General features: G+C 72.0%; 19 protein-coding genes and 1 riboswitch. Of the genes, 5 read left to right on the forward strand and 14 right to left on the reverse strand.

Annotated elements, in window-relative coordinates; translation table 11 throughout:
- Positions 1 to 51: 51 nt before the first annotated feature.
- Both DFJ66_RS28625 and DFJ66_RS28630 read left to right on the forward strand, forming a co-directional pair.
- On the forward strand, positions 52 to 414 hold the full coding sequence (locus DFJ66_RS28625) for an ArsR/SmtB family transcription factor (protein WP_121225577.1): 363 nt from the start codon (positions 52 to 54) through the stop codon (positions 412 to 414).
- A complete protein-coding gene (locus DFJ66_RS28630; protein WP_121225579.1) occupies positions 411 to 899 on the forward strand; it encodes an SRPBCC family protein in 489 nt (162 codons plus the stop codon). Before DFJ66_RS28625 ends, DFJ66_RS28630 begins: the two co-directional genes overlap by 4 nt.
- An 83-nt stretch (positions 900 to 982) precedes the next feature.
- Here the strand turns inward: DFJ66_RS28630 and DFJ66_RS28635 are convergent, their stop codons facing one another.
- From DFJ66_RS28635 to ald, 6 genes are all read right to left on the reverse strand, one after another.
- Positions 983 to 4,726, reverse strand: a complete 3,744-nt coding sequence (locus tag DFJ66_RS28635; RefSeq protein ID WP_121225581.1) for an ABC transporter ATP-binding protein — start codon at positions 4,724 to 4,726, stop codon at positions 983 to 985.
- Between the two features lie 97 nt (positions 4,727 to 4,823).
- A complete protein-coding gene (locus DFJ66_RS28640; protein ID WP_121225583.1) occupies positions 4,824 to 5,699 on the reverse strand; it encodes an ABC-2 transporter permease in 876 nt (291 codons plus the stop codon).
- On the reverse strand, positions 5,699 to 6,865 hold the full coding sequence (locus tag DFJ66_RS28645; protein WP_121225585.1) for an ABC transporter ATP-binding protein: 1,167 nt from the start codon (positions 6,863 to 6,865) through the stop codon (positions 5,699 to 5,701). Before DFJ66_RS28645 ends, DFJ66_RS28640 begins: the two co-directional genes overlap by 1 nt.
- Positions 6,866 to 6,913: 48 nt before the next feature.
- A complete protein-coding gene (locus tag DFJ66_RS28650; protein WP_121225587.1) occupies positions 6,914 to 7,300 on the reverse strand; it encodes a hypothetical protein in 387 nt (128 codons plus the stop codon).
- A gap of 5 nt (positions 7,301 to 7,305) precedes the next feature.
- A complete protein-coding gene (locus DFJ66_RS28655) occupies positions 7,306 to 7,488 on the reverse strand; it encodes a hypothetical protein (RefSeq protein ID WP_121225589.1) in 183 nt (60 codons plus the stop codon).
- A 327-nt stretch (positions 7,489 to 7,815) separates the two neighbouring features.
- On the reverse strand, positions 7,816 to 8,922 hold the full coding sequence (gene ald / locus DFJ66_RS28660) for an alanine dehydrogenase (RefSeq protein ID WP_121225591.1): 1,107 nt from the start codon (positions 8,920 to 8,922) through the stop codon (positions 7,816 to 7,818).
- Between the two features lie 200 nt (positions 8,923 to 9,122).
- Positions 9,123 to 9,214: riboswitch (glycine riboswitch) on the forward strand.
- A 127-nt stretch (positions 9,215 to 9,341) separates the two neighbouring features.
- Between ald and gcvH the strand changes: the two genes are divergently transcribed.
- On the forward strand, positions 9,342 to 9,722 hold the full coding sequence (gcvH, locus tag DFJ66_RS28665) for a glycine cleavage system protein GcvH (RefSeq protein ID WP_121225594.1): 381 nt from the start codon (positions 9,342 to 9,344) through the stop codon (positions 9,720 to 9,722).
- A 6-nt stretch (positions 9,723 to 9,728) separates the two neighbouring features.
- A complete protein-coding gene (locus DFJ66_RS28670; RefSeq protein ID WP_121225596.1) occupies positions 9,729 to 11,093 on the forward strand; it encodes an L-serine ammonia-lyase in 1,365 nt (454 codons plus the stop codon).
- Positions 11,094 to 11,134: 41 nt separating this feature from the next.
- Here DFJ66_RS28670 and DFJ66_RS28675 read toward each other — a convergent pair whose 3' ends face one another.
- The 5 genes from DFJ66_RS28675 to DFJ66_RS28695 form a co-directional block, all read right to left on the reverse strand.
- Positions 11,135 to 11,425, reverse strand: a complete 291-nt coding sequence (locus DFJ66_RS28675; protein WP_121225598.1) for a hypothetical protein — start codon at positions 11,423 to 11,425, stop codon at positions 11,135 to 11,137.
- 37 nt (positions 11,426 to 11,462) lie between these two features.
- Entirely contained in the window at positions 11,463 to 12,380 is a 918-nt protein-coding gene (locus DFJ66_RS28680) for a hypothetical protein (RefSeq protein ID WP_147459385.1), read from the reverse strand.
- A gap of 195 nt (positions 12,381 to 12,575) precedes the next feature.
- Positions 12,576 to 13,061, reverse strand: a complete 486-nt coding sequence (locus DFJ66_RS28685; protein ID WP_121225602.1) for a glutathione peroxidase — start codon at positions 13,059 to 13,061, stop codon at positions 12,576 to 12,578.
- Positions 13,058 to 14,974 (reverse strand): ABC1 kinase family protein, encoded by a 1,917-nt coding sequence (locus DFJ66_RS28690; RefSeq protein WP_121225604.1) that lies wholly within the window; start codon positions 14,972 to 14,974, stop codon positions 13,058 to 13,060. The genes DFJ66_RS28685 and DFJ66_RS28690 overlap by 4 nt, the downstream gene beginning before the upstream one ends.
- Positions 14,975 to 15,032: 58 nt before the next feature.
- On the reverse strand, positions 15,033 to 15,953 hold the full coding sequence (locus tag DFJ66_RS28695; RefSeq protein WP_121225606.1) for an alpha/beta hydrolase: 921 nt from the start codon (positions 15,951 to 15,953) through the stop codon (positions 15,033 to 15,035).
- A 139-nt stretch (positions 15,954 to 16,092) separates the two neighbouring features.
- Between DFJ66_RS28695 and DFJ66_RS28700 the strand changes: the two genes are divergently transcribed.
- A complete protein-coding gene (locus tag DFJ66_RS28700; RefSeq protein WP_121225608.1) occupies positions 16,093 to 16,974 on the forward strand; it encodes a helix-turn-helix domain-containing protein in 882 nt (293 codons plus the stop codon).
- A 139-nt stretch (positions 16,975 to 17,113) separates the two neighbouring features.
- Here DFJ66_RS28700 and DFJ66_RS28705 read toward each other — a convergent pair whose 3' ends face one another.
- The 3 genes from DFJ66_RS28705 to DFJ66_RS28715 all read right to left on the reverse strand — a co-directional run bounded on the left by DFJ66_RS28705 (position 17,114) and on the right by DFJ66_RS28715 (position 19,432).
- Positions 17,114 to 17,938, reverse strand: coding sequence for an alpha/beta fold hydrolase (locus DFJ66_RS28705; RefSeq protein ID WP_121225610.1), 825 nt, complete (start codon positions 17,936 to 17,938; stop codon positions 17,114 to 17,116).
- 34 nt (positions 17,939 to 17,972) lie between these two features.
- On the reverse strand, positions 17,973 to 18,335 hold the full coding sequence (locus tag DFJ66_RS28710) for an SSI family serine proteinase inhibitor (RefSeq protein ID WP_121225612.1): 363 nt from the start codon (positions 18,333 to 18,335) through the stop codon (positions 17,973 to 17,975).
- 131 nt (positions 18,336 to 18,466) lie between these two features.
- The gene (locus DFJ66_RS28715) at positions 18,467 to 19,432 is read right to left on the reverse strand and encodes a helix-turn-helix domain-containing protein (RefSeq protein ID WP_121225614.1); all 966 of its coding nucleotides are present in this window, start codon (positions 19,430 to 19,432) and stop codon (positions 18,467 to 18,469) included.
- Positions 19,433 to 19,545 lie beyond the last annotated feature (113 nt).

Here is a 19,545-nt window from a genome sequence, read left to right on the forward strand (position 1 = left end):
GCTTCGGTCGTACGGTTTGTTCAACCGAGAGGTTGAGTAAGGAGAACGGCAGTGGAGGATCGGCTTTCGCGGGTGTTCGCGGCCTTGGCGGACCCCATCCGGCGCGACATGGTCGCCCGGCTCGCGGTGGCGGACGCGACCGTCAACGAGTTGGCCGAGCCCTACGCCGTGACCGTGCAGGCGGTGTCCAAGCACCTCAAGGTGTTGGAGGACGCCGGACTGGTCAGTCGGAGTCGACAGGCCCAGCGGAGGCCGGTGCACCTCGAAGCGGAGGTGTTCGACCTGATGACCAAGTGGATCGAGCGCTACCGGCGGGAGGCCGAGCAGCGGTACCAGCGGCTCGACGCCGTGCTCGCCGAGCTGGCCGACGACAGCGAGAGCCAGACCCAGACCCGGGAGGAAGACGCGTCATGAGCACCACCACGCACCACGAGACCACCATTGCGGCCAACCCCGACCTGCCGACGATCGAGATCGTGCGCGAGTTCGACGCGCCCCCGGCGGCGGTGTTCCGGGCGCACGTCGAGCCCGAGCTGGTGAAGAAGTGGCTGGGCCCGCGCCGGCTGGAGATGGAGATCGTCACCTGGGACGCCCGCACCGGCGGCGAGTACCGCTACGTGCACCGCGACGACCAGGGCGAATACCGGTTCTACGGGTCGTTCCACGAGGTGCGGCCGGGGGAGCGGATCGTGCAGACGTTCACCTGGGAGGGCGTGCCGGACGGCGTGGCCCTGGAGACGATCACCTTCGAGGACCTGGGCGACGGCCGCACCCGCCTGCGGGGCGTGAGCGTGTTCGACTCGAAGGAGGCGCGCGACATGGCCCTGTCCAGCGGCATGGAGGTCGGCGTCAACGAGGGCTACGAGCGCCTGGACGAGCTGCTGACCGCTGAGAAGTGACCCCACCCAACCCGCCCGGAGTGCCGTACGGCATCCCGGGCGCGTTGGCCTGCCGGGCGGGGGCGGGCGTGTGTTGTGGCGGGTCAGTGTGTGGGGGCTGGTTGGTGTGTTGTGGTGCTGTGGGACCACAGGCGGGCGTAGTGGCCGCCGGCCGCCAGGAGCTCTTCGTGCGTGCCCTGCTCCGCGATTCGGCCCTCCGAGAGCACCACGATCCGGTCCGCTCGGGCCGCGGTGGCCAGGCGGTGGGCCACCACGAAGGTTGTTCGGGAACCCGCCAGGTGGTCGCCGGCCGCCAGGACCGCCGACTCCGTCGACGGGTCCAGAGCAGCCGTCGCCTCGTCGAGCAGGAGCAGGGACGGCTGGACCAGCTCGGCCCGCGCCAGCGCGATGAGCTGCCGCTGACCGGCCGACAGGTTCTGCCCGCGCTCGCCCACCTGCTGGTGGAACGCCGACGGCAGCGCGGCCACGACCGGCAGCGCGCCCACCGAGCGCACGGCCCGCTCCACCTCCGCGCGGGACGCCTCCGGGCGGCCGTAGGCCACGTTCTCGGCCACGTCACCGCCGAACAGGTGCGCCTCCTGGGGCACGACGCCCAGGTGCCGCCGGAACTGGCCCAGGTCGTAGGAGCGGATGTCCACGCCGTCCACCAGCACCTGGCCCCCGGTCACGTCGTAGAACCGCGCCACCAGCTTGACCAGGGTGGACTTGCCCGCGCCCGTCTCGCCCACCAGCGCCACGGTCTCGCCCGGCGCCACCCGCAGCGACACCCCGTCCAGCGCCGGTCGGGACGTGCCCGGGTAGGTGAACGTGACGTCCCGCAGCTCCACCTCGCCGCGCAGCGCCGGCACGGGCACGGGTGCCTCCGCCGGCGGCACGCTGGTCGGTGTGCGCAGCAGGTCGCCGATCCGGCTCAGGCCCACGCGCGCCTGCTGGTACCCGTCGAACACGCCCGAGAGCTGGTACAGCGGCGCGAAGAACAACCCCAGGTACAGCACGAACGCCAGCAGCACGCCCGGCGACAGCGTCCCCTCCGCCACCCGGTACGCCCCCACCACCAGGATCGCCGCCTGCGCCACCCCGGACAGCAGCGCCAGGAACGGGAAGTAGGTGGCGATGTACCGCTGCGCCCGGATCCGGGACCGCCGGTAGGCGTCGCTGCGCTCGGCGAACGCCTCCGCCGACCGCGCCTCCCGCGTGTACGCCTGCGACACCCGCAGCCCGGACACGTTCTCCTGCAGGTCGGCGTTCACCGCGCTGATCCGCTCCCGCGCCTGCGCGTACGCCCGCGACGACAGCCGCTGGAAGATCACCGTCGCCACCGCCAGCACCGGCAGCACGGCCAGCGCGACCAGCGCCAGCGACGGGTCGGTCACCACCAGCGCCACCGCGATGCCCACCACGGTGAGCACGCTGATCACGAACGTGGTCAGCCCGGTCTGCAGGAAGCTCGACAGCGCGTCCACGTCCGTGGTCATCCGGGTCATGATCCGGCCGGCCATCTCGCGCTCGTAGTAGTCCAGCCCCAGCCGCTGGAGGTGCGCGTAGCTGCGCACCCGCAGCAGGTACAGCAGCCGCTCGCCGACCCGGGACGTGACGACCGTGCCCGCCGCCGACGACAGCCACCCCAGCCCGACCAGCACCAGCCCGGCTCCGGCCGCGAACCACAGCCACCCGGCGTCGTGCCCGAGCACGCCCCGGTCCACGCCCAGCCGGACCAGGTTGGGCAGCAGGACGGCCAGCGCCGAGTCGACCATCAGCAACCCGCCGACGCCGAGCATCGCCCACCGCACCGGCCGCAGCAGCGTCCGCAGCCGGAACCCCGGGTCGGGGGCCCTCGGGTCCTCGCCGTGCAGCACCGGCTGCTCGGTGGCCGGTGGCAGGGCGTGCACCCGTTCCACCAGCTCCGGTGTCGGCGGTGTGCCGCCGAGCAGCGCCGACGTGCTCCGGCCGCCGCGGGTGCCCCTGGGGACGGCCGTCGCGGTCCGGTTCGCCGCCCGCACGACCAGTTCGTCCTCGTCCGACGACGGCCACAGCTCCGGTGTCACCCCGTCCGGACCGGGTTCCAGCGCCGCGTCCGCCCGCGGGTCGACCTGCTCGATCGCCTCGCCGGGACCGGCCAGCAGCTCCCGGTACAGCGGGCACCGCTCGTGCAGCTCGGCGTGCGTGCCCACGTCGACCACCCGGCCGGCGTCGAGCACCGCGATCCGGTCGGCCAGCGCCAGCGACGACCGCCGGTGCGCGATCACGATCGTCGTCCGCTCGGCCGTGACCTGCGCCAACGTGTGGTGGATCGCCGCCTCCGTGGCCGCGTCCACCGCCGAGGTCGCGTCGTCGAGCACCAGCACCCGGGGGTCGGACAGCAGCGCCCGCGCCAGCGCCACGCGCTGCCGCTGCCCGCCGGACAGCGTCAGGCCGCGCTCGCCCACCACCGTGTCGTACCCGTCCGGCAGCGCCGAGATGAACTCGTGCGCCTCGGCCGCCCGCGCCGCCGCCTCGACCTGCTCGTCGGACGCGTCCGGCAGCCCGTAGGCGATGTTGGCCCGCACGGTGTCGGAGAACAGGAACGCCTCCTCGAACACCACCCCGACCGCGCGCCGCAACGACTCCAGCCGCACCTGCCGCACGTCGACCCCGCCGACCCGGATCGCGCCCTCGTGCACGTCGTAGAACCGGGGCAGCAGCAGCGACACCGTCGACTTGCCCGACCCCGCCGTGCCCACCACGGCCAGCGTCTCGCCCGGCGCGACCTTCAGCGACACCTCGGACAGCACCGGCTCGCTGCGCGTGTACCCGAAGGTCACGTCGTCCAGCTCCACCGACACCGGCCCGTCGGGCACCTCGGCGGACCCGTCCACCACGTCCGGCTGCGAGTCGACCAGCTCGTACACCCGCTCCACGCCGGCGCGGGCCAGCTGCGCGGTCACCATCAGGCTCGACAGCAGCCGGGTCGGCCCGACCAGGTTGGCCACGTAGGTCGCGAACGCCAGGAACGTGCCCAACGACACGTCGCCGCGCAACGCCAGCCACCCGCCCAGCGCCAGCACCGCCACCTGCCCGACGAACGGCAGCGCCGCCAGCGTCGCGGTCGGCCGGGACGTGAGCCGCGCGGCCCGCATCCGCTCCGCGAACAGCACCGCGGCCCGCTCCTCCAGCCGCGCGACCTCCCGCTCCTCCTGCCCGAAGCCCTTCACCACCCGCACGCCGGTGACGGTCTCCTCGACGTGCTGCGCCACGTCCGCCGCCCGCTGCTGCGCCGACCACGTGGCCGGGAACAGCGTGAGCCGGCTGCGCCCCGCCACCAGCGCCACCGCCGGCACCACCACCAGCGCGATCACCGTGAGCAGCGGCGACAGCCAGAACATCGCCACCAGCGCCGCCACCGCGAACACGACCGTGCCGAACGCCAGCGGTGTCATCGACAGCAGGCTGTTGACCAGCTGGAGGTCGGTGATCGACCGGGACACCACCTGCCCGGTGCGCAACGTGTCCTGCTTCGGCCCGTCCAGCCGCTGCACGGCGTGGAACACGGCTTGCCGCAGGTCGTGCTGGACGTCCACCGCCAGCCGCCCGCCCAGGAACCGCCGCACGAACGCCGTGCCGAACGTGAGCAGCTCCAACCCGACGAGCACCGCCGCCAACCAGCCCAGGCGGGACGTCTCGCCCGCCATCGCGTCGTCCACGGCGGTCTTGATGAGCAGCGGGCTGACGGCCTGCAAACCGACCCCCACGACGGCGGCCAGCACCGACCACACCACGAGCGCCCGGTGTTTCCAGCAGGCGGTGGCGAGGCGTCTGATCCAGCCCTGGGTGGTAGTCACGGAATCCACCCTAGGTCGGGGTGCCGACAGAGTTGATAAGCGAAAACGCTTATGGCCGCCTCACCACACAGGGAGAGGCGGCCATGAGCCGATCAAGATCACTAGATCAGGTGATGTCCTTGCGCTGAGTAGCCGCCCAGCCGCCGAGGAAGAAGATCGCCGTCCACGCCAGGAAGATCAACCCGCTCAGCCACCAGTCGAACGCGCCCAGCGCGCCCGCGAACGCCCGGATCGCGGCCTCCAGGTCGTCGGGCACCACGCCGGCCGTGGACAGGAACAGCGACGACGCCACCGAGCCGGTCAGGCCGTTGATCGAGCCGTTGGGCAGGAAGCCGATGACCTCCGGCACGCGCTGGATGCCCAGCACGATCTGGATGCCGTTCTCGATGACCAGCATGTACAGCAGCAGCACCACGGTCGTGCCGACCACGCTGGTCAGCAGCGCGCCGACGCCCACGCCGAACATCGTCATCAGGATCGACGACAGCACGCCCACCCCGGCCATCGCGAGCCACCCGCCCGCGTCCGGCAGCGTGTTCGGGTCCGACGTGATCGCGATGCCGATGCTCACCGACGCCACGATCGCGATGCCGTAGATCGCGCCCCACAGGAGGTAGACCACGAGCTTCGCGCTCAGCGCCGACACGCGGTTGGGCGCGGTGAGGAACGTGGTGGTGATCGTCTTGCGGTTGATCTCGTTCGCGATCGCCAGCCCGCCGAAGATCATCGGGAAGACGGTCGCCACGTTGATGCTGCGGGTCATCCCGAACAGCGACACCTTCCACTCGGAGGGGTCGATGCCGATGAGCGTGGTCAGCTCCTCAGCGTTGGAGGAGTTGATGGCGTCCATGAAGCCCTTGCCGATGAGCCCGGTCGCCAGCGCCCAGCCCAGCGCGATCAGCACCGTCGGGATCATGAGACCCCACCACAGGCCCGTGGTGGTCGTCTTGCGGAACTCCGCCTTGATCAGGTTGCCCAGCATCACGCACCGCCCCCGAGTCCGCCCTGCCCCTGGCCCTGCTGGTAGGGGTTGTGCTGCTGGTACGGGTCGGGTTGTTGCGGGTAGCCCGGCGGGGGTGTCGGCGGCTGCTGGTACCCCGGCGGGAGCTGCGGTTGCTGCTGGTAGCCCTGCGGCGGGGTCTGGTAACCGGGCTGCTGGTAACCGGGCTGCTGGTAGCCCTGCGGCGGCGCGTAGTAGCCGGTGCCCTGCGGCTGACCCGCGTACTGGTTCGGGCCCGAGGCCGCGTACTGGCCGTTGGTGAGCCGGAAGAACAGCTGCTCCAGGTCCGCCTTCTCCTCCTGGATGCCGTAGATCGACACGCCCGCCTTCAACGCGAGGTCGGCGACCTGCTTGCTCTCCACGCCGGTCACCGCGATGCGGCCGTCCGGCAGCTGCTCCAGCGTCGTCACGCCGTCCGCCCGCAACGCCGCGACCAGCGCACCCGTGTCCGACGGCTGCACCAGCACCCGGCTCTGCTGCGAGTCGCGCAGGTTGTCCAGGGGCCCGTAGTACATGGTCTGGCCGCGGGAGATGATCACCACCTGGTCGACGGTCTGCTCGACCTCGGCCAGCAGGTGGCTGGAGATCAGCACCGTCCGCCCGCTGCGCGCGAAGGACTGGAGGAACGACCGCAGCCACGCGATGCCCTCCGGGTCCAGGCCGTTCGCGGGCTCGTCGAGGACCAGCACCTGCGGGTCGCCGAGCAGGGCGGTGGCCAGCGCCAACCGCTGCTTCATGCCCAGCGAGAAGCCGCCCGCCTTGCGGTCGGCCGCCTGCCCGAGCCCGACCAGGCCCAGGACCTGGTCCGCCCGCTGGTCCGGCACGCCGATCGCCGACGCGTACACCCGCAGGTGGTTGCGCGCGGTGCGCTTGGGGTGGAAGCCCTGCGCCTCCAGCACCGCGCCCACCACCCGCGCCGGGTTGCCGAGCTGGTGGAACGGCCGGCCGTTGATCAGGCCGTGGCCCGCGGTCGGGGTCACCAGGCCGAGCAACATGCGCAGCGTCGTCGTCTTGCCCGCGCCGTTCGGTCCGAGGAAGCCGGTCACGGACCCCGGTTCCACCGTGAAGCTGAGATTCTGCACCGCTGCGACCGGACCGAACTGCTTGGTCAAGCCCTGCACCACGATGCGGCCACTGCCGTCGTGCACGCGTCCCTCCTGGATAGCGCCTGTCGGCGCCATCCTGCCCTAGGAGGGTCAGTCCGGGAGGGCATGTCGCGGTTTCGACACCACGACGGGGATCTCGGCGGTCGGGTCGGTGTCGGTCCGGCCGGTGTCGTGCCGGAACGGGTTGCGCAGCGGACGCCGGCGCTCCCGGTGCGGCAGACCCTCCCCGATCAGGTGCTGGTGGGCCATCGCCCACACCTGGCAAGGCCACTTCCGGTGCCGCAGCACACCCGGGCAGGCGCGGCAGCGGCCGTCGGGATCGGGCTGGTGCACGGTCAGCAGCAGGCGCCAGCAGTCGGCCAGCCGGTTGATCTCCGCGCGCGCGAGCGGCACCAGGGCCTCGGCCGCACCCCGTTCGACCACCTCGTCCAACTGGGCCAACCGGCGCAGCACCGCGGCCCGCAACGTCTCGTCCACCCCGCTCACATCCTGTCGGCGGCCTGGTCCAGCAGGCGGTGCAGCCTGCGGGTCTGGGTGACCGACAACACAGCCGACTCGCCCGGCGGCGCGACCAGCAGGACCCGGTCGTCCTCGACCAGCACGGTCATCGAGCGGTCCCGTCCGAAGGGGTCGTGGCAGTCGATCCAGCCCTGTGGTTCAGCCATGTGCGCTCCGATCGGAGGTGTGGCGTGGCGGTGGCGGGGTTCTGCTCTGACCATCGGCCGACCGGGCGTCGTGACTTACCTGTTACCCGCCGAATTCACTCGATTGCTTGAGGGAGGACACAGAACGTGTCCCGTTGGGTCAAGTTTTGTGCGCAGATGGCTGGGGTGGCTGGGCACGACCCGTCGGACCCCGCTAGGATTGGTGCTGCGCGACCCGCTCCCAGTGACCCCCAGGCTGGTTGAGCGGGTCGCGTTTTTAGCGCTCACATGCGAGAAGGGGCGCCCACCAGGATTCGGTGGACGCCCCTCCTCCGGGAAGTGCCGCTCTCAGGCCTCGAACGGCGTGTAGCTCAGGTCGTGCGCTTGGGCGACCGGCTCGTTGGTCAGCAGGCCCTCGTGCACGTTCAGACCGAGCGCGAGGGACTTGTCCGCCCGCAGGGCCGCCTGCCAGCCCTTGTCGGCCAGCGCCACGGCGTAGGGCAGGGTCACGTTGGTCAGCGCGTACGTCGAGGTCCGCGGCACCGCGCCCGGCATGTTCGCCACGCAGTAGAAGACCGACTCGTGCACCTGGTAGGTCGGGTCGGCGTGCGTGGTCGGGCGGGAGTCGGCGAAGCAGCCGCCCTGGTCGATCGCGATGTCCACCAGCACCGAGCCGGGCTTCATCTGCGCCACCAGCTCGTTGGACACCAGCTTCGGGGCCTTCGCGCCCGGCACCAGGACTGCGCCGATGACCAGGTCGGCCTCGCGCACGGCCTGCTCGACCGAGTACCGGTTGGACGTGACGGTGCGCAGCTGCCCCCGGTAGAGGGCGTCGATGTGCCGCAGCCGGTCCACGTTGGTGTCGAGGATCTCCACGTCCGCGCCCATGCCCACCGCGATGGTCGCCGCGTTCAGACCGGCCACGCCACCGCCGATGACGACCACGCGCGCCGGGTGCACGCCGGGCACGCCACCGGGCAGCACGCCCCGGCCGCCGGACGGCTTCATCAGCGAGAACGCGCCCACCTGCGGCGCCAGCCGGCCCGCCACCTCGGACATCGGGGCCAGCAGCGGCAGCGCGCCGTTCGCGGTCTGCACGGTCTCGTACGCGATCGCGGTCGTCCCGGACGCGATCAGCGCCTCGGTCAACGGCCGGTCGGCGGCCAGGTGCAGGTAGGTGAACAGGGTCTGGCCCTTGCGCAGCAGCGGGTACTCCCGCGCGATCGGCTCCTTGACCTTGAGCACCAGGTCGCCCTCGGCCCACACGTCCTCGGCGGTGGCCAGGACCTTCGCGCCGGCCGCGAGGTACTCCTCGTCGGTGATGGCGGACCCGAGGCCCGCGCCCGCCTCGACGAACACGTCGTGGCCGCGCAGGGTCAGCTCGTGGGCGCCGGCGGGGGTCAGCGCGACGCGGTACTCGTGGTTCTTGATCTCGCGGGGTACTGAGATCCGCACGGTGGGCTCCTTACAGCCGTTGTTACGCCCAAGGTCCGGTACTCCGAATCCACTGTCATCGTGCGGGCAGCACCAACCAGCAGGGGTCCGTTTGTGTCGAGCGAACAACTCTGGACGCGCGTTGACACCCGCGCGGGCGGGGACTTAGCGTGCTCGCGACCGCCCAACTGAACATCGGCCGGGGTGCCCACGCGGGCACCGGAACCCGAGCGGGAGAGTCCCCGGCACGTCCGGGGCGCCGAAGGAGCAAGTACCCCGCACACTCTCAGGCAACGAGAACCGCTCGGGCGAGGCGACTCTGGAAAGCGTGCTTCACCGCGCGCACCCACGGTGCAAGCTGCAACGCCGCAGCGAAGCTCTCAGGTCCCAGGACAGAGTGGGGCATCTGACCAGACCCGTGGCCTCAGGGAGCGCTGACCATGACCTTTCCGGAGAACCTGCTCTACACCGCAGAGCACGAGTGGGTGGACTGGGCGCCGGGTACCCAGGACCCCGTGGCGATCGGCATCACCTCCTACGCGGCGGAGTCACTCGGTGACATCGTGTTCGTGCAGCTGCCGACCGTCGGCGAGCACGTGAAGTCCGGCGAGGTGTGCGGCGAGCTGGAGTCCACCAAGTCCGTGAGCGACCTGTACGCGCCGGTCAGCGGCGAGGTGGTGGAGGTCAACCAGGCCGCCGCCGACGACCCGTCGCTGATCAACAACGACCCGTACGGCGCCGGCTGGCTGTTCAAGGTGCGCGTCGAGGACGCGACGGGCCTGCTGACCGCCGGCAAGTACGCGGAACTGACCGGGGACTGACCCGCCGTGGCGATCAGCGTCTTCGACCTGTTCTCCGTCGGCATCGGGCCGTCGAGCTCCCACACGGTCGGCCCGATGCGCGCGGCCACGATGTTCGTCGCGCGCCTGGGGCACCGGCTGACGTCGGTGGACCGCGTGCACGCCCAGCTGTTCGGCTCGCTGGGCGCGACCGGGCACGGGCACGGCAGCCCCAAGGCCGTGTTGCTGGGGTTGGAGGGCCACAAGCCCGAGGAGGTCGACCCGGCCGCCGCCGACGAGCGCGTGGCCGCGATCCGCGCGTCGAAGCGGCTGCTGCTCGGCGGCGCCCGGGACATCGCGTTCGACGAGGACACCGACCTGGTGATGCACCGGCGCAAGTCGCTGCCGCTGCACCCCAACGGGATGAGCTTCACGGCGTACGCGGGCGACGAGGTGCTGGACGAGGCCGTGTACTACTCGGTCGGCGGCGGTTTCGTGGTCGACGAGAACGCCACCGGCACCGACCGCATCAAGGCCGACGAGACCGAGCTGGCGCACCCGTTCAAGACCGGCGACGAGCTGCTGGCGCGGACGCGGGAGACCGGCCTGTCCATCTCGGAGGTCATGCTGGCCAACGAGCTGTCGTGGCGCACGGAGGAGGAGGTCCGGTCGGGCCTGCTGCACATCTGGAGCGTCATGCAGGAGTGCGTCGAGCGGGGCTGCACGGAGACCGGTGTGCTGCCGGGTGGCCTGAAGGTCCGGCGGCGGGCGGCCGAGATGCGGCAGCGGATGGCCGCCGAGCACTACGCCACCGACCCGTTGCGGGTGATGGACTGGGTGACCTTGTTCGCCCTGGCGGTGAACGAGGAGAACGCGGCCGGCGGCCGGGTGGTGACCGCGCCGACCAACGGTGCGGCGGGCATCGTCCCGGCGGTCCTGCACTACTACACCCGGTTCGTGCCCGGCGCGTCCGACGACGGTGTCGTCCGGTTCCTGCTCACGGCGGGGGCGGTCGGCGTGCTGTTCAAGGAGAACGCGTCGATCTCGGGTGCCGAGGTGGGGTGCCAGGGCGAGGTCGGCTCGGCGTGCTCCATGGCGGCGGGCGGCCTGGCCGAGGTGCTGGGCGGGACGCCGGAGCAGGTGGAGAACGCGGCCGAGATCGCGATGGAGCACAACCTGGGCCTGACCTGCGACCCGATCGGCGGCCTGGTGCAGATCCCGTGCATCGAGCGCAACGCGCTGGCGTCCATCAAGGCCATCACGGCGGCCCGGATGGCACTGCGCGGCGACGGCTCGCACTTCGTGTCGTTGGACAAGGTCATCAAGACCATGCGCGAGACCGGCAAGGACATGAAGGTCAAGTACAAGGAGACCGCGCGCGGCGGTCTGGCGGTGAACGTCATCGAGTGCTGACCGGCGGTGGGGATGGCGGACGTCTCGTCCGTCATCCCCGCTCAGCGCCGGTTCGGGGTGTGGAAGACGCCGACGCCCTCCAGCAGGCCGCCGATCTCGTGGGCGGCCTCCAAGCGGGACAGGCGGGCGTAGCCGGTCAGGTCCCAGAACTCCGGGTTCTGGCCCGGTGCGCCCACCGAGCGCTCGGCTTCGGCACGTGCGATGCCCAGGGCCACGCACACCGCCACCGCGGCCTCGCGCGGGTCGGCGAAGACGGCCAGTTCGGCGAAGATCCGGCCCGGCGCCGTGCCGAGGGCGTGGCGGCGCCGGGCTTCCGAGATCAGGACCTCCATGGCCTCCACTGTGCCATGCGCGGTCCGGGTGGGCAGGTCACGAGCACAGCACGTCCACGAACACGGTCTTCTCCTGGGACAGGTTCGAGATCCGCACCGACACCGTCCCCGGGCCGCTGAGGTGCTGGTTCTGCACGTCCACGCGTTCCACGTGGCAGCTGGCCTGGTGGTCGACGGTGATCTTGTGGACGCCGGTCTCCACGGCCTCCACGTGCGCTTCGTGGAACACGGACAGCTCGGGCGCGTAGTACGACCACTTGGTGTTCGACGCGCCGTTGGTGTCGGTCCACGTGACCTTCTTGCCGTCCAGCGGGCCCACGGTGTCCCAGCGGTTGAAGCGGGTGTCGATCTCGACGATGACCTTGTCACCGACCTTGAAGTTGTCGGTCTTGCTGTGCGCCGGGATGAAGCCGTGGCGGTTGCCGCCGGTGCTGCCGCAGTCCACGACGGCGAGGCCGTTGGGGACGCCGAGCTGCGAGCAGCCGAGCAGGTAGTCCTCGACCGTGGTGACCCAGACCTTGTAGACGCCGCCGTTGTTGGGCGTGTCCAGGTACGGGTACAGCTGCACGGTGGTGGCGTTGTGGTCGACGTCGGTGCCGGTCACGTGCTCGCAGCTGGTGTCGACGACGCCGGTGATGACGCCGCCGGACACCGTGAACTGCCGGCACGCGGCCGGGTCGGTGGACAGCAGCACCTTGCCGCTCGGGTCGGTCACCTGGAACACGTAGGTGCCGTCGTCCAGGCCCGCGGCGTCCTGCGGCGCGCCCGGACCGGGGCCGCCGTCGAGGTAGACGTCCTGCTTGGAGGGGAAGTGGTTGAAGTTGACCTCGCTGCCGTCCGGCAGGGTGGTGAAGATGGCCCCCGAGGGGGCGTGGGCGTGCGCGGTGCCCACGGGTACGAGAAGGCCCGCGGCGAGGGCGGCTACCGCCCCGGCCGCTCGTGCGAGTGGTCTCATGTCCGGTCTCCCGACAAGTGCGGCGGACCGGAAGGCGAGCCCGCGGCGCCGGGGGAGCCTTCCGGCTACCGGTCACCCCTACGCGACCGGCCCCGACGCCGCGGCAGCCGACCATACGCCCGGCGCCGGGTCCCGCCTAGGGGTCGAAAGACCCGAACGCCGAGGTCAGGGCAGGACGGCTCGGGGCAGCACGGCTCAGGGCAGCACGGCCTCGATGGCCTTGACGACGTCGTCGTCCTCCGGCTCGGTGCGCGGCCGGAACCGGGCCACGACCTCGCCCTCGGGGGAGATCAGGAACTTCTCGAAGTTCCACTGCACGTCACCTGCGGTGCCGTCGGCGTCGGCGTGCGCGGTCAGCTCCGCGTACAGCGGGTGCCGGCCGGGGCCGTTGACCTCGATCTTCTCGAACAGGGGGAAGGTCACGCCGTAGGTGGTGGAGCAGAAGGTCGAGATCTCCTCCGCCGTGCCCGGCTCCTGCCCGGCGAACTGGTTGCACGGGAACCCGACCACGGAGAACCCGGCCTCGCCGAAGCGCTGCTGGAGCCGCTCCAACCCGGTGTACTGCGGCGTGAGACCGCACTTCGACGCCACGTTGACCACCAGCAACGCCTTGCCCCGCAACGATCCCAGGCTGCTCGGCTCGCCGGCCAGGGTGTTCACGGCGATGTCGTGGATGCTCATGCCTCCACCCTACGGGGACGGAAGACGGTGACCACGACCCGTAGGCCGAGCAGCACGCTGATGACCAGCAGGTTGTAGCCGAAGACCTGGTACAGCGTGATGTCCGGGGTGACGTTCGGACCACCGTCAGCGCCGAGCAACAGGACCGCCATCAAGCCGGCCGTTGCGCCGAGAACGGTGAGCATCACCTGGTGCAGCAAGGAGGTGATGAACTGGCGGTCCCGGTCGTCTGCGAACAGGCGCATGTTCAAGCCCAGTCGCCCCTGTTCCAGGGCGCTGGAGATGCGTTCCGCCCGCCGGGGCAGGCGTTTGAGCAACGGCAGCATGGACGCCAGTTCCGCGGACACCGTGGTGCGCAACGACTCCGGCGTGAGGCGTTCACTGAACTGCTTGTCCGCGAACGCCCTCGACTCGACCACGATGTTGAACCCGGGTGACAGCGCGCCCAGCGTGCCCTCGACGGTGGCCAGCGCCCGGAACACCGCGGCGATCTCCGGCGGGATGCTCAACCCGTACCGGTAGACCAGCTTGAACAGGTCGCCGAACATCTCGACGTCCGGCCGCATCCCGGCGCTGAGGTGCCGGGCCATGAACTGCCCGAGCGCGCGTTCCAGCTGCTGCTCGTCGATCTCGTCGGGCCGGGCGACCAGTTCCAGCAGGGCGTCGCGCAGGCCGGCGGGGTCGCCGTGGTCGATGGCGAGCAGCATCTTGCCCAGCGCGGACCGGAGTTGGGCGTCGATGCGGCCCACGGAACCGAAGTCGAGCAGGCCCAGGCGGCCGTCGTGCAGCAGCATGATGTTGCCGGGGTGCGGGTCGGCGTGGAAGACGCCGTTGAGCATCACCTGGCGCAGCAGCACGTCCAGCAGCGACTTGGCCAGTGCGTCGCGGTCGACGGAGTCCAGCGGAGCCGACCGCAGGGGCACGCCGTCGAGCCGGTCCATCACGAGAACCCTTGCGGTGCACAGGTCTTCGTGCGCGCGGGGCAGGACGACGCCGTTCTCGCCGGACGCCGCCCGCACCGCGACCAGGTTGCGCGCCTCGACCCGGAAGTCCAGTTCCTCGCGCAGCGCGGCGGAGAACCCGGCGGCCAGGTCGCGCACGCCGATCGCGCGGCCCCACCGGGTCCGGTCGTGCAGGGTGGCGGCGAGCCGGTTCACGATGTCCAGGTCGCCCTCCGCGACCCGCCGCACCCCGGGTCGCTGCACCTTCACCACGACCTCCTCGCCCGACTTCAGCCGCGCCCGGTGCACCTGCGCCACGGACGCCGCCGCGATGGGCGTCTGGTCGAACTCGGCGAACACGTCCTCGGGCGCCCCGATCTCGGCCACCAGCACCTCCCGCACGTCCGCCCACGGCGCGGCGGGCACCTTGTCCTGCAACAAGGTCAGCTCGTCGACGACGTCGGGCGGCAGCAGGTCCGGCCGGGTCGACAGCACCTGGCCGAGCTTCACGAACGTCACCCCGGCCTCTTCCAGCGCGAGCCGCAGCGACCGCGCGACCCGCGTGTCGGTGCGCTCCCGCCCGCGCAGGTAGGGGCCGAGGCCGTGGCGGAACGCGATGGCGGTGATGCGCGAGTACCGGCGGGTGCGGGCGACCCGGGCGCGGGCCGCCCGCCACCACTCGGTGGGCGGCGGGATCGACCCGGTGGGCACGACGACCTCGGCGAAGGCCAGCAGGCCGATCGTCACGAGCAGCGAGATGCCGAACTGGACGGTGCTCAACGCGCCCGTCACCTCGTCCGGCGTGTCCGACAGCACCCCGGCGCTGATCGACAACCCCAGCAGGCACGCGAAGGTCGTGCGGATGAGCCCGACCCGCAGCCCGAGGATGCGGCGGGCGGCCAGCGCCATGCCGAGCACCAGCGCCAGGAACGTCAGCGGCACGCCGACGGTGTAGAGCAGGAAGTCGTCCATCTGTCCCCCAGACCGGTTCTCCGGCGGAGGATAGAGCGGTCCACCTGAGACCCGGGCGTCACTGTCCCAGGTGGGCGGTGAAGAACTCGGCGAGCTTGTCGACCGCGGCGCCGACGTGCCGGTCCCGGTCGTACAGGTCGACGTGGCTCGCTCCCTCGAGCCAGTGCAGCTCCCCGGTCCCGGCGGCGCGCTGGTGGACCTCGACGGCCATCCACGAGGTGACCGCCCGCGTCCCCACGACCTGGAGCAGCGGGCGCGGGGCGATGAGCGGCACGGCGTGGAAGGCGTCGAACGCGGCCAGCTTGTCGACGCTGTCCCACACGAAGGCCTTCGCCGACCGTTCGTGCGCGCCGCGCGGGGTGCAGTAGTACTCGAAGCCCTCGACACCGTGCTCACCGCCGAGGGCGGCGGCCTGGTCGGCGGTCTCCGGGAACACCGGCAACGCGCCGGGGTCCTCGCCGCGCGCGGCGGCGATGCGGGCTCGGGCGGCGGCGGCGAGCAGGCCGCGGAAGACGGCCGGGTCCTGGGTGCCGTCGGCGCCGAGGCGGAACTGGCGGGCGACGTCCACGCCGCTGACCGTGGCGACGGCCTTGACCCGCTGGTCGCCACCGGCGGCGGACAGGGAGTACCCGCCGGACGCGCAGATGCCCAGCACCCCGATGCGGTCGGGGTCGACCTCGGCGCGGGTGGAGAGGAAGGAGACGGCCCCCTTGAAGTCCTCGACGCGCCGGGCGGGGTCCTCCAGGCCGCGCGGCAGCCCGCCGGACTCGCCCTGGTGGGCGGCGTCGAAGGCGAGCGTGACGAAGCCGCGCTCCGCGAGCCTCCGCGCGTAGGTGCCGGCGGCTTGCTCCTTCACGCCGGTGCCGGGGTGGCCGACGACGAGCGCGGGCCGCGGGCCGGACGCCGGCGCGTCCGGGGTGTGCAGGTGGCCGGCGAGCGTGATGCCGGCGCTGTCGAAGCTGACGGGGGTGGTGGACATCGGAGGCGTTCTCCTCGAAGCGGTGGTGGTCTGGCGACCTCTACGTTCCGCTCTGCCCGCCCCGGCCGGGAGAGACGGGTTTGTGCCTGGGAAAGAACCTGCCCCCTCACGCACGGCCCGCGCGCCCGACACTGGAGGCATGAGCCACGACCCCGACGCCAAGGCGCTGGGCGCATTCCTCAAGGCCCGCCGGTCCCAGCTGACCCCGGGCGACTGCGGCCTGCCCGAGACCTCCGCCCGCCGGGTCGCCGGACTGCGCCGCGAGGAGGTCGCCCGGCTCGCCGCCATCAGCGTCGACTACTACACGCGCCTGGAACAGGGCCGCGTCCGCGCCTCCGCGTCCGCGCTGGAGACCCTGGTCCGCGCCCTGCGGCTGGACGACGACCAGCAGAAGTACCTCTACGAGCTGGCCGGCCGGTCCGACGCCCGACCGCGCCGCCGCCGGACCGCCCAGCGCGTGCGCCCCGCCATGCGACGGCTGCTCGACCAGCTGACCCGGACACCCGCCCTGGTCCTGGGCGACCGCCTGGACGTCCTGGCCTGGAACCCCGCGGCCGTCGCCCTCTACACCGACTTCGCCGCCATCCCGGCCGACCGGCGCAACTACCTGCGGCTGCTGTTCACGCACCCGGTCGTCCGGGGGATGCACCGGAACTGGGCGCACGACGCCCGGGACGCCGTGGCGGCGCTGCGCATGGAGGCCGCGGCCCGCCCGGACGACCCCGACCTGGCCCGGCTGGTCGGCGACCTGTCGGTCCAGGACCCCGACTTCCGGACCTGGTGGGCCGAGCACCACGTCAACGACGCGAGCTACGGCACCAAGCACTACCGCCACCCCGTGGTCGGCGACCTGACCCTGGACTGCGACACGTGGGCCGCCCCGGACGGGTCCGGTCAGCGCTTGATGGTGCTGACCGCCGAGCCGGGCAGCCCCTCGGGCGACGCCCTGCTCATCCTCACGATTTCCGCGGCCGATCCGGAATTGTCTGAGCTGAAGCCGTTAAGCGCGCCCAATTCATGAATGTGAAGATCGTTGACGAATGTGACCGTTGTCTCTAATGTCATTTGCCGAAGGGGTGCAGCCCTTCGCAGACCCCCGCTGGGGGCCCGCGACTTCGGCGGCGGTGTCGTGGACCCTCAGCGGGTCCCAGCAGTACGTTTTATCGGCGGAAATCCGCCAGCCAGGCCAAGGCGGGCGGCATGTGGCGGAGCACGGAGATGTGGCCGTCGTCCGGGAAAAGGCGCAATTCGGCGGGGTAGCGGCTGGAAATCCATTTCGAGTGCGCGGCCGGCAACACCCGGTCCCGTTCCCCGTGCAGGAACAGCGCGGGAACGGTGAGCGCGGCCAGGTCGAAGCCCCACGGGGAGACGTAGGCCAGGTCGTCGTCCACCAGGCCGCCGGGACCGCCGGCCAGGGCCGCGCCGACCACCTGGTCGAACCACGACCAGTCGCCGTCGAGCGCCGCCAGGTCGGCCTCGGTGAACTCGGGGTCGTACTCGACGCCCGACGCCTCGTAGGCCTCCTTCTCCGCCCGCCCGGCCGCCGCCGCGCGCAGCGACTCCACGCCCGACGCCGCCATCCCGGCGAACCAGTCCAGCCCGGCCGCGTCGAACGGGGCCATCCCGGCGGCGGCGACCACGGCGGACACCCGGTCCGGCAGCAGCGCGGCGCAGGCCAGCGCGTGCGGTGCGCCGCCGGAGTGGCCGACGACGGCGAAGCGGTCCAGGCCCAGGGCGTCGGCGACGGCCGCGACGTCCCGGGCGGCGGAGGCCAGGTCCCGGCCCGGCACGCGGGTGGAACCGCCGTAACCGGGCCGGTCGTAGGAAACCCAGCGCAGGCCCAGCCGCGCGGCGTCGGCGAACAGCGGTTCGGGCGGGGCGCCGGTGTTGGGGGTGCCGTGGTGCCAGAACACGGGGAACCCCTCGGTTCCCGTGTCGTAGGCGTGCAGCGTCCGTCCGTCCAGGGTCACGGTGAGCTCGGCCACGCGGCCGAGCCTAGTGCCGGGCGACCCGTGGGTGTCAGAAGTCGAACAAGGGACCGGTGTGCGCGTGCATGACGCAGGAGTTCTCGTAGGTGGCCGAGAACTGCTGCGACTTGCCGCGCCACCGACCGCTCACCCGCACCGTGACCGGGTCGTACTGCATGGTGCAGGCGATGCCCGGTTCGGGCTCCAGCGCGTTGAGGTCACCGTCCACATCGGACAGCAGCTTGCAGGCGGCCTCGGCGTCGGGGTGGCTGCCGCCGGCCGGGTCGCAGGTCAGGTTCGTCATCCGCACCTGGGCCACCGCGCGGGTGGTCGTGAAGTTGAGCGTGGTGTCCGGCGCCGTGACGGCGACCGGTACGAAGGCGGCCATGGCCGCAAGAACGGGGAGTGGTGCCATGCCACCACAGTGACGCGCCGGGCGGTGCCGCCTCCAGCCATCTCACTACATCGTGTGACGAACCGGTTTCAAACCGTCGATCGCCCGGCCGGGTCACACGAGGCCGCACGGGTCACACGAGGCCGGCCGGGTCACACGAGGCCGCGGCGGGCCGCGTTCATGCCGGCTTGGAAGCGGGTGCCGGCGTCGAGGGCGTCCAGCAGCGCGGCCATCCGCCGGGTCATCGTGCGCTGGGTCAGGCCGAGCGAGCGCATGACGGCGGCGTCCTTCATGCCGGCGGCCAGCAGTGCGAGCAGTTCGCGGTCCCGGTGGGTGCCGCGCAGCGCGGTGCCGATCGGCGCGGCCTTCTCCCACAGCAGGTCGAAGCACGCGACCAGCGCGTCCAGCAGCGGCGAGCGGTGCACCAGGATGCGCACCCCGGTCTCCGACGCCTCGAAGCTCAACGGGATCAGCGCCGTGCGCCGGTCGGCGATCATCATCTTCATCCGCACGTCCGGCAGCGCGCGGGCGTCCTCGCCGGCCTCGACGTACTCGGTGATCTCGGCCAGCCGGCCCGGGTCATCGAGCACCGGCAGGTGGTAGATCGTCCGGTAGGCCACCCCGCGGCGCAGCGCCTGCAGCTGCGCGGCGTTGTGCTCGGGCGCGCCGCCGAGGTAGGGCGGGCAGTCGATGAGCAGCACCTCGTCCCGCGCGCCGTGCTGGAGCTGCGCGATGTGGTGCCGCACGGCCGGGCCGCCCTCGATCAGCTCGACCAGGTCGCCGGGCTCGCCGCCGGGCGCCCGCTCGTACTCGGCCGCGAGCCGCCGGGTCGTCGTGCGCAGCCGGTCGAGCTCCTGCGCGCGGCGCACGGCCAGGGCGTCCAGCGCGACCTGCGGCGGCGCGGCCACGTACCGGGCGGGGCGGCCGGCGAGCTTGGTGACCAGTCCGGCCGCGCCCAGGTTCGCCAGGACCCGGGTCACCCGGGCCGGGGTCAGCCCGACGTCGGCGGCGAGGTGGGCGGCGTCGGTCCGGGGGCGGTGCAGCAGCCGCAGGTAGACCGCGCCCTCGGCGCGGCCGAGGCCGACCGGTTCGAGGAAACCCGCGTCCACGTCGTCCACGCTCCGGAGTGTGCCGGCCAGTTCTGGCCAGTGGCCAGTGCTGCCCTTTTGGGGCGTGGGGACGACGGCTAGCTTCGACGGTTCGGACAACCAACGGTGAAAAGACGTTGACC

The sequence above is a fragment of the Saccharothrix variisporea genome, from assembly GCF_003634995.1.
GTDB classification, from domain to species: Bacteria; Actinomycetota; Actinomycetes; order Mycobacteriales; family Pseudonocardiaceae; genus Actinosynnema; species Actinosynnema variisporeum.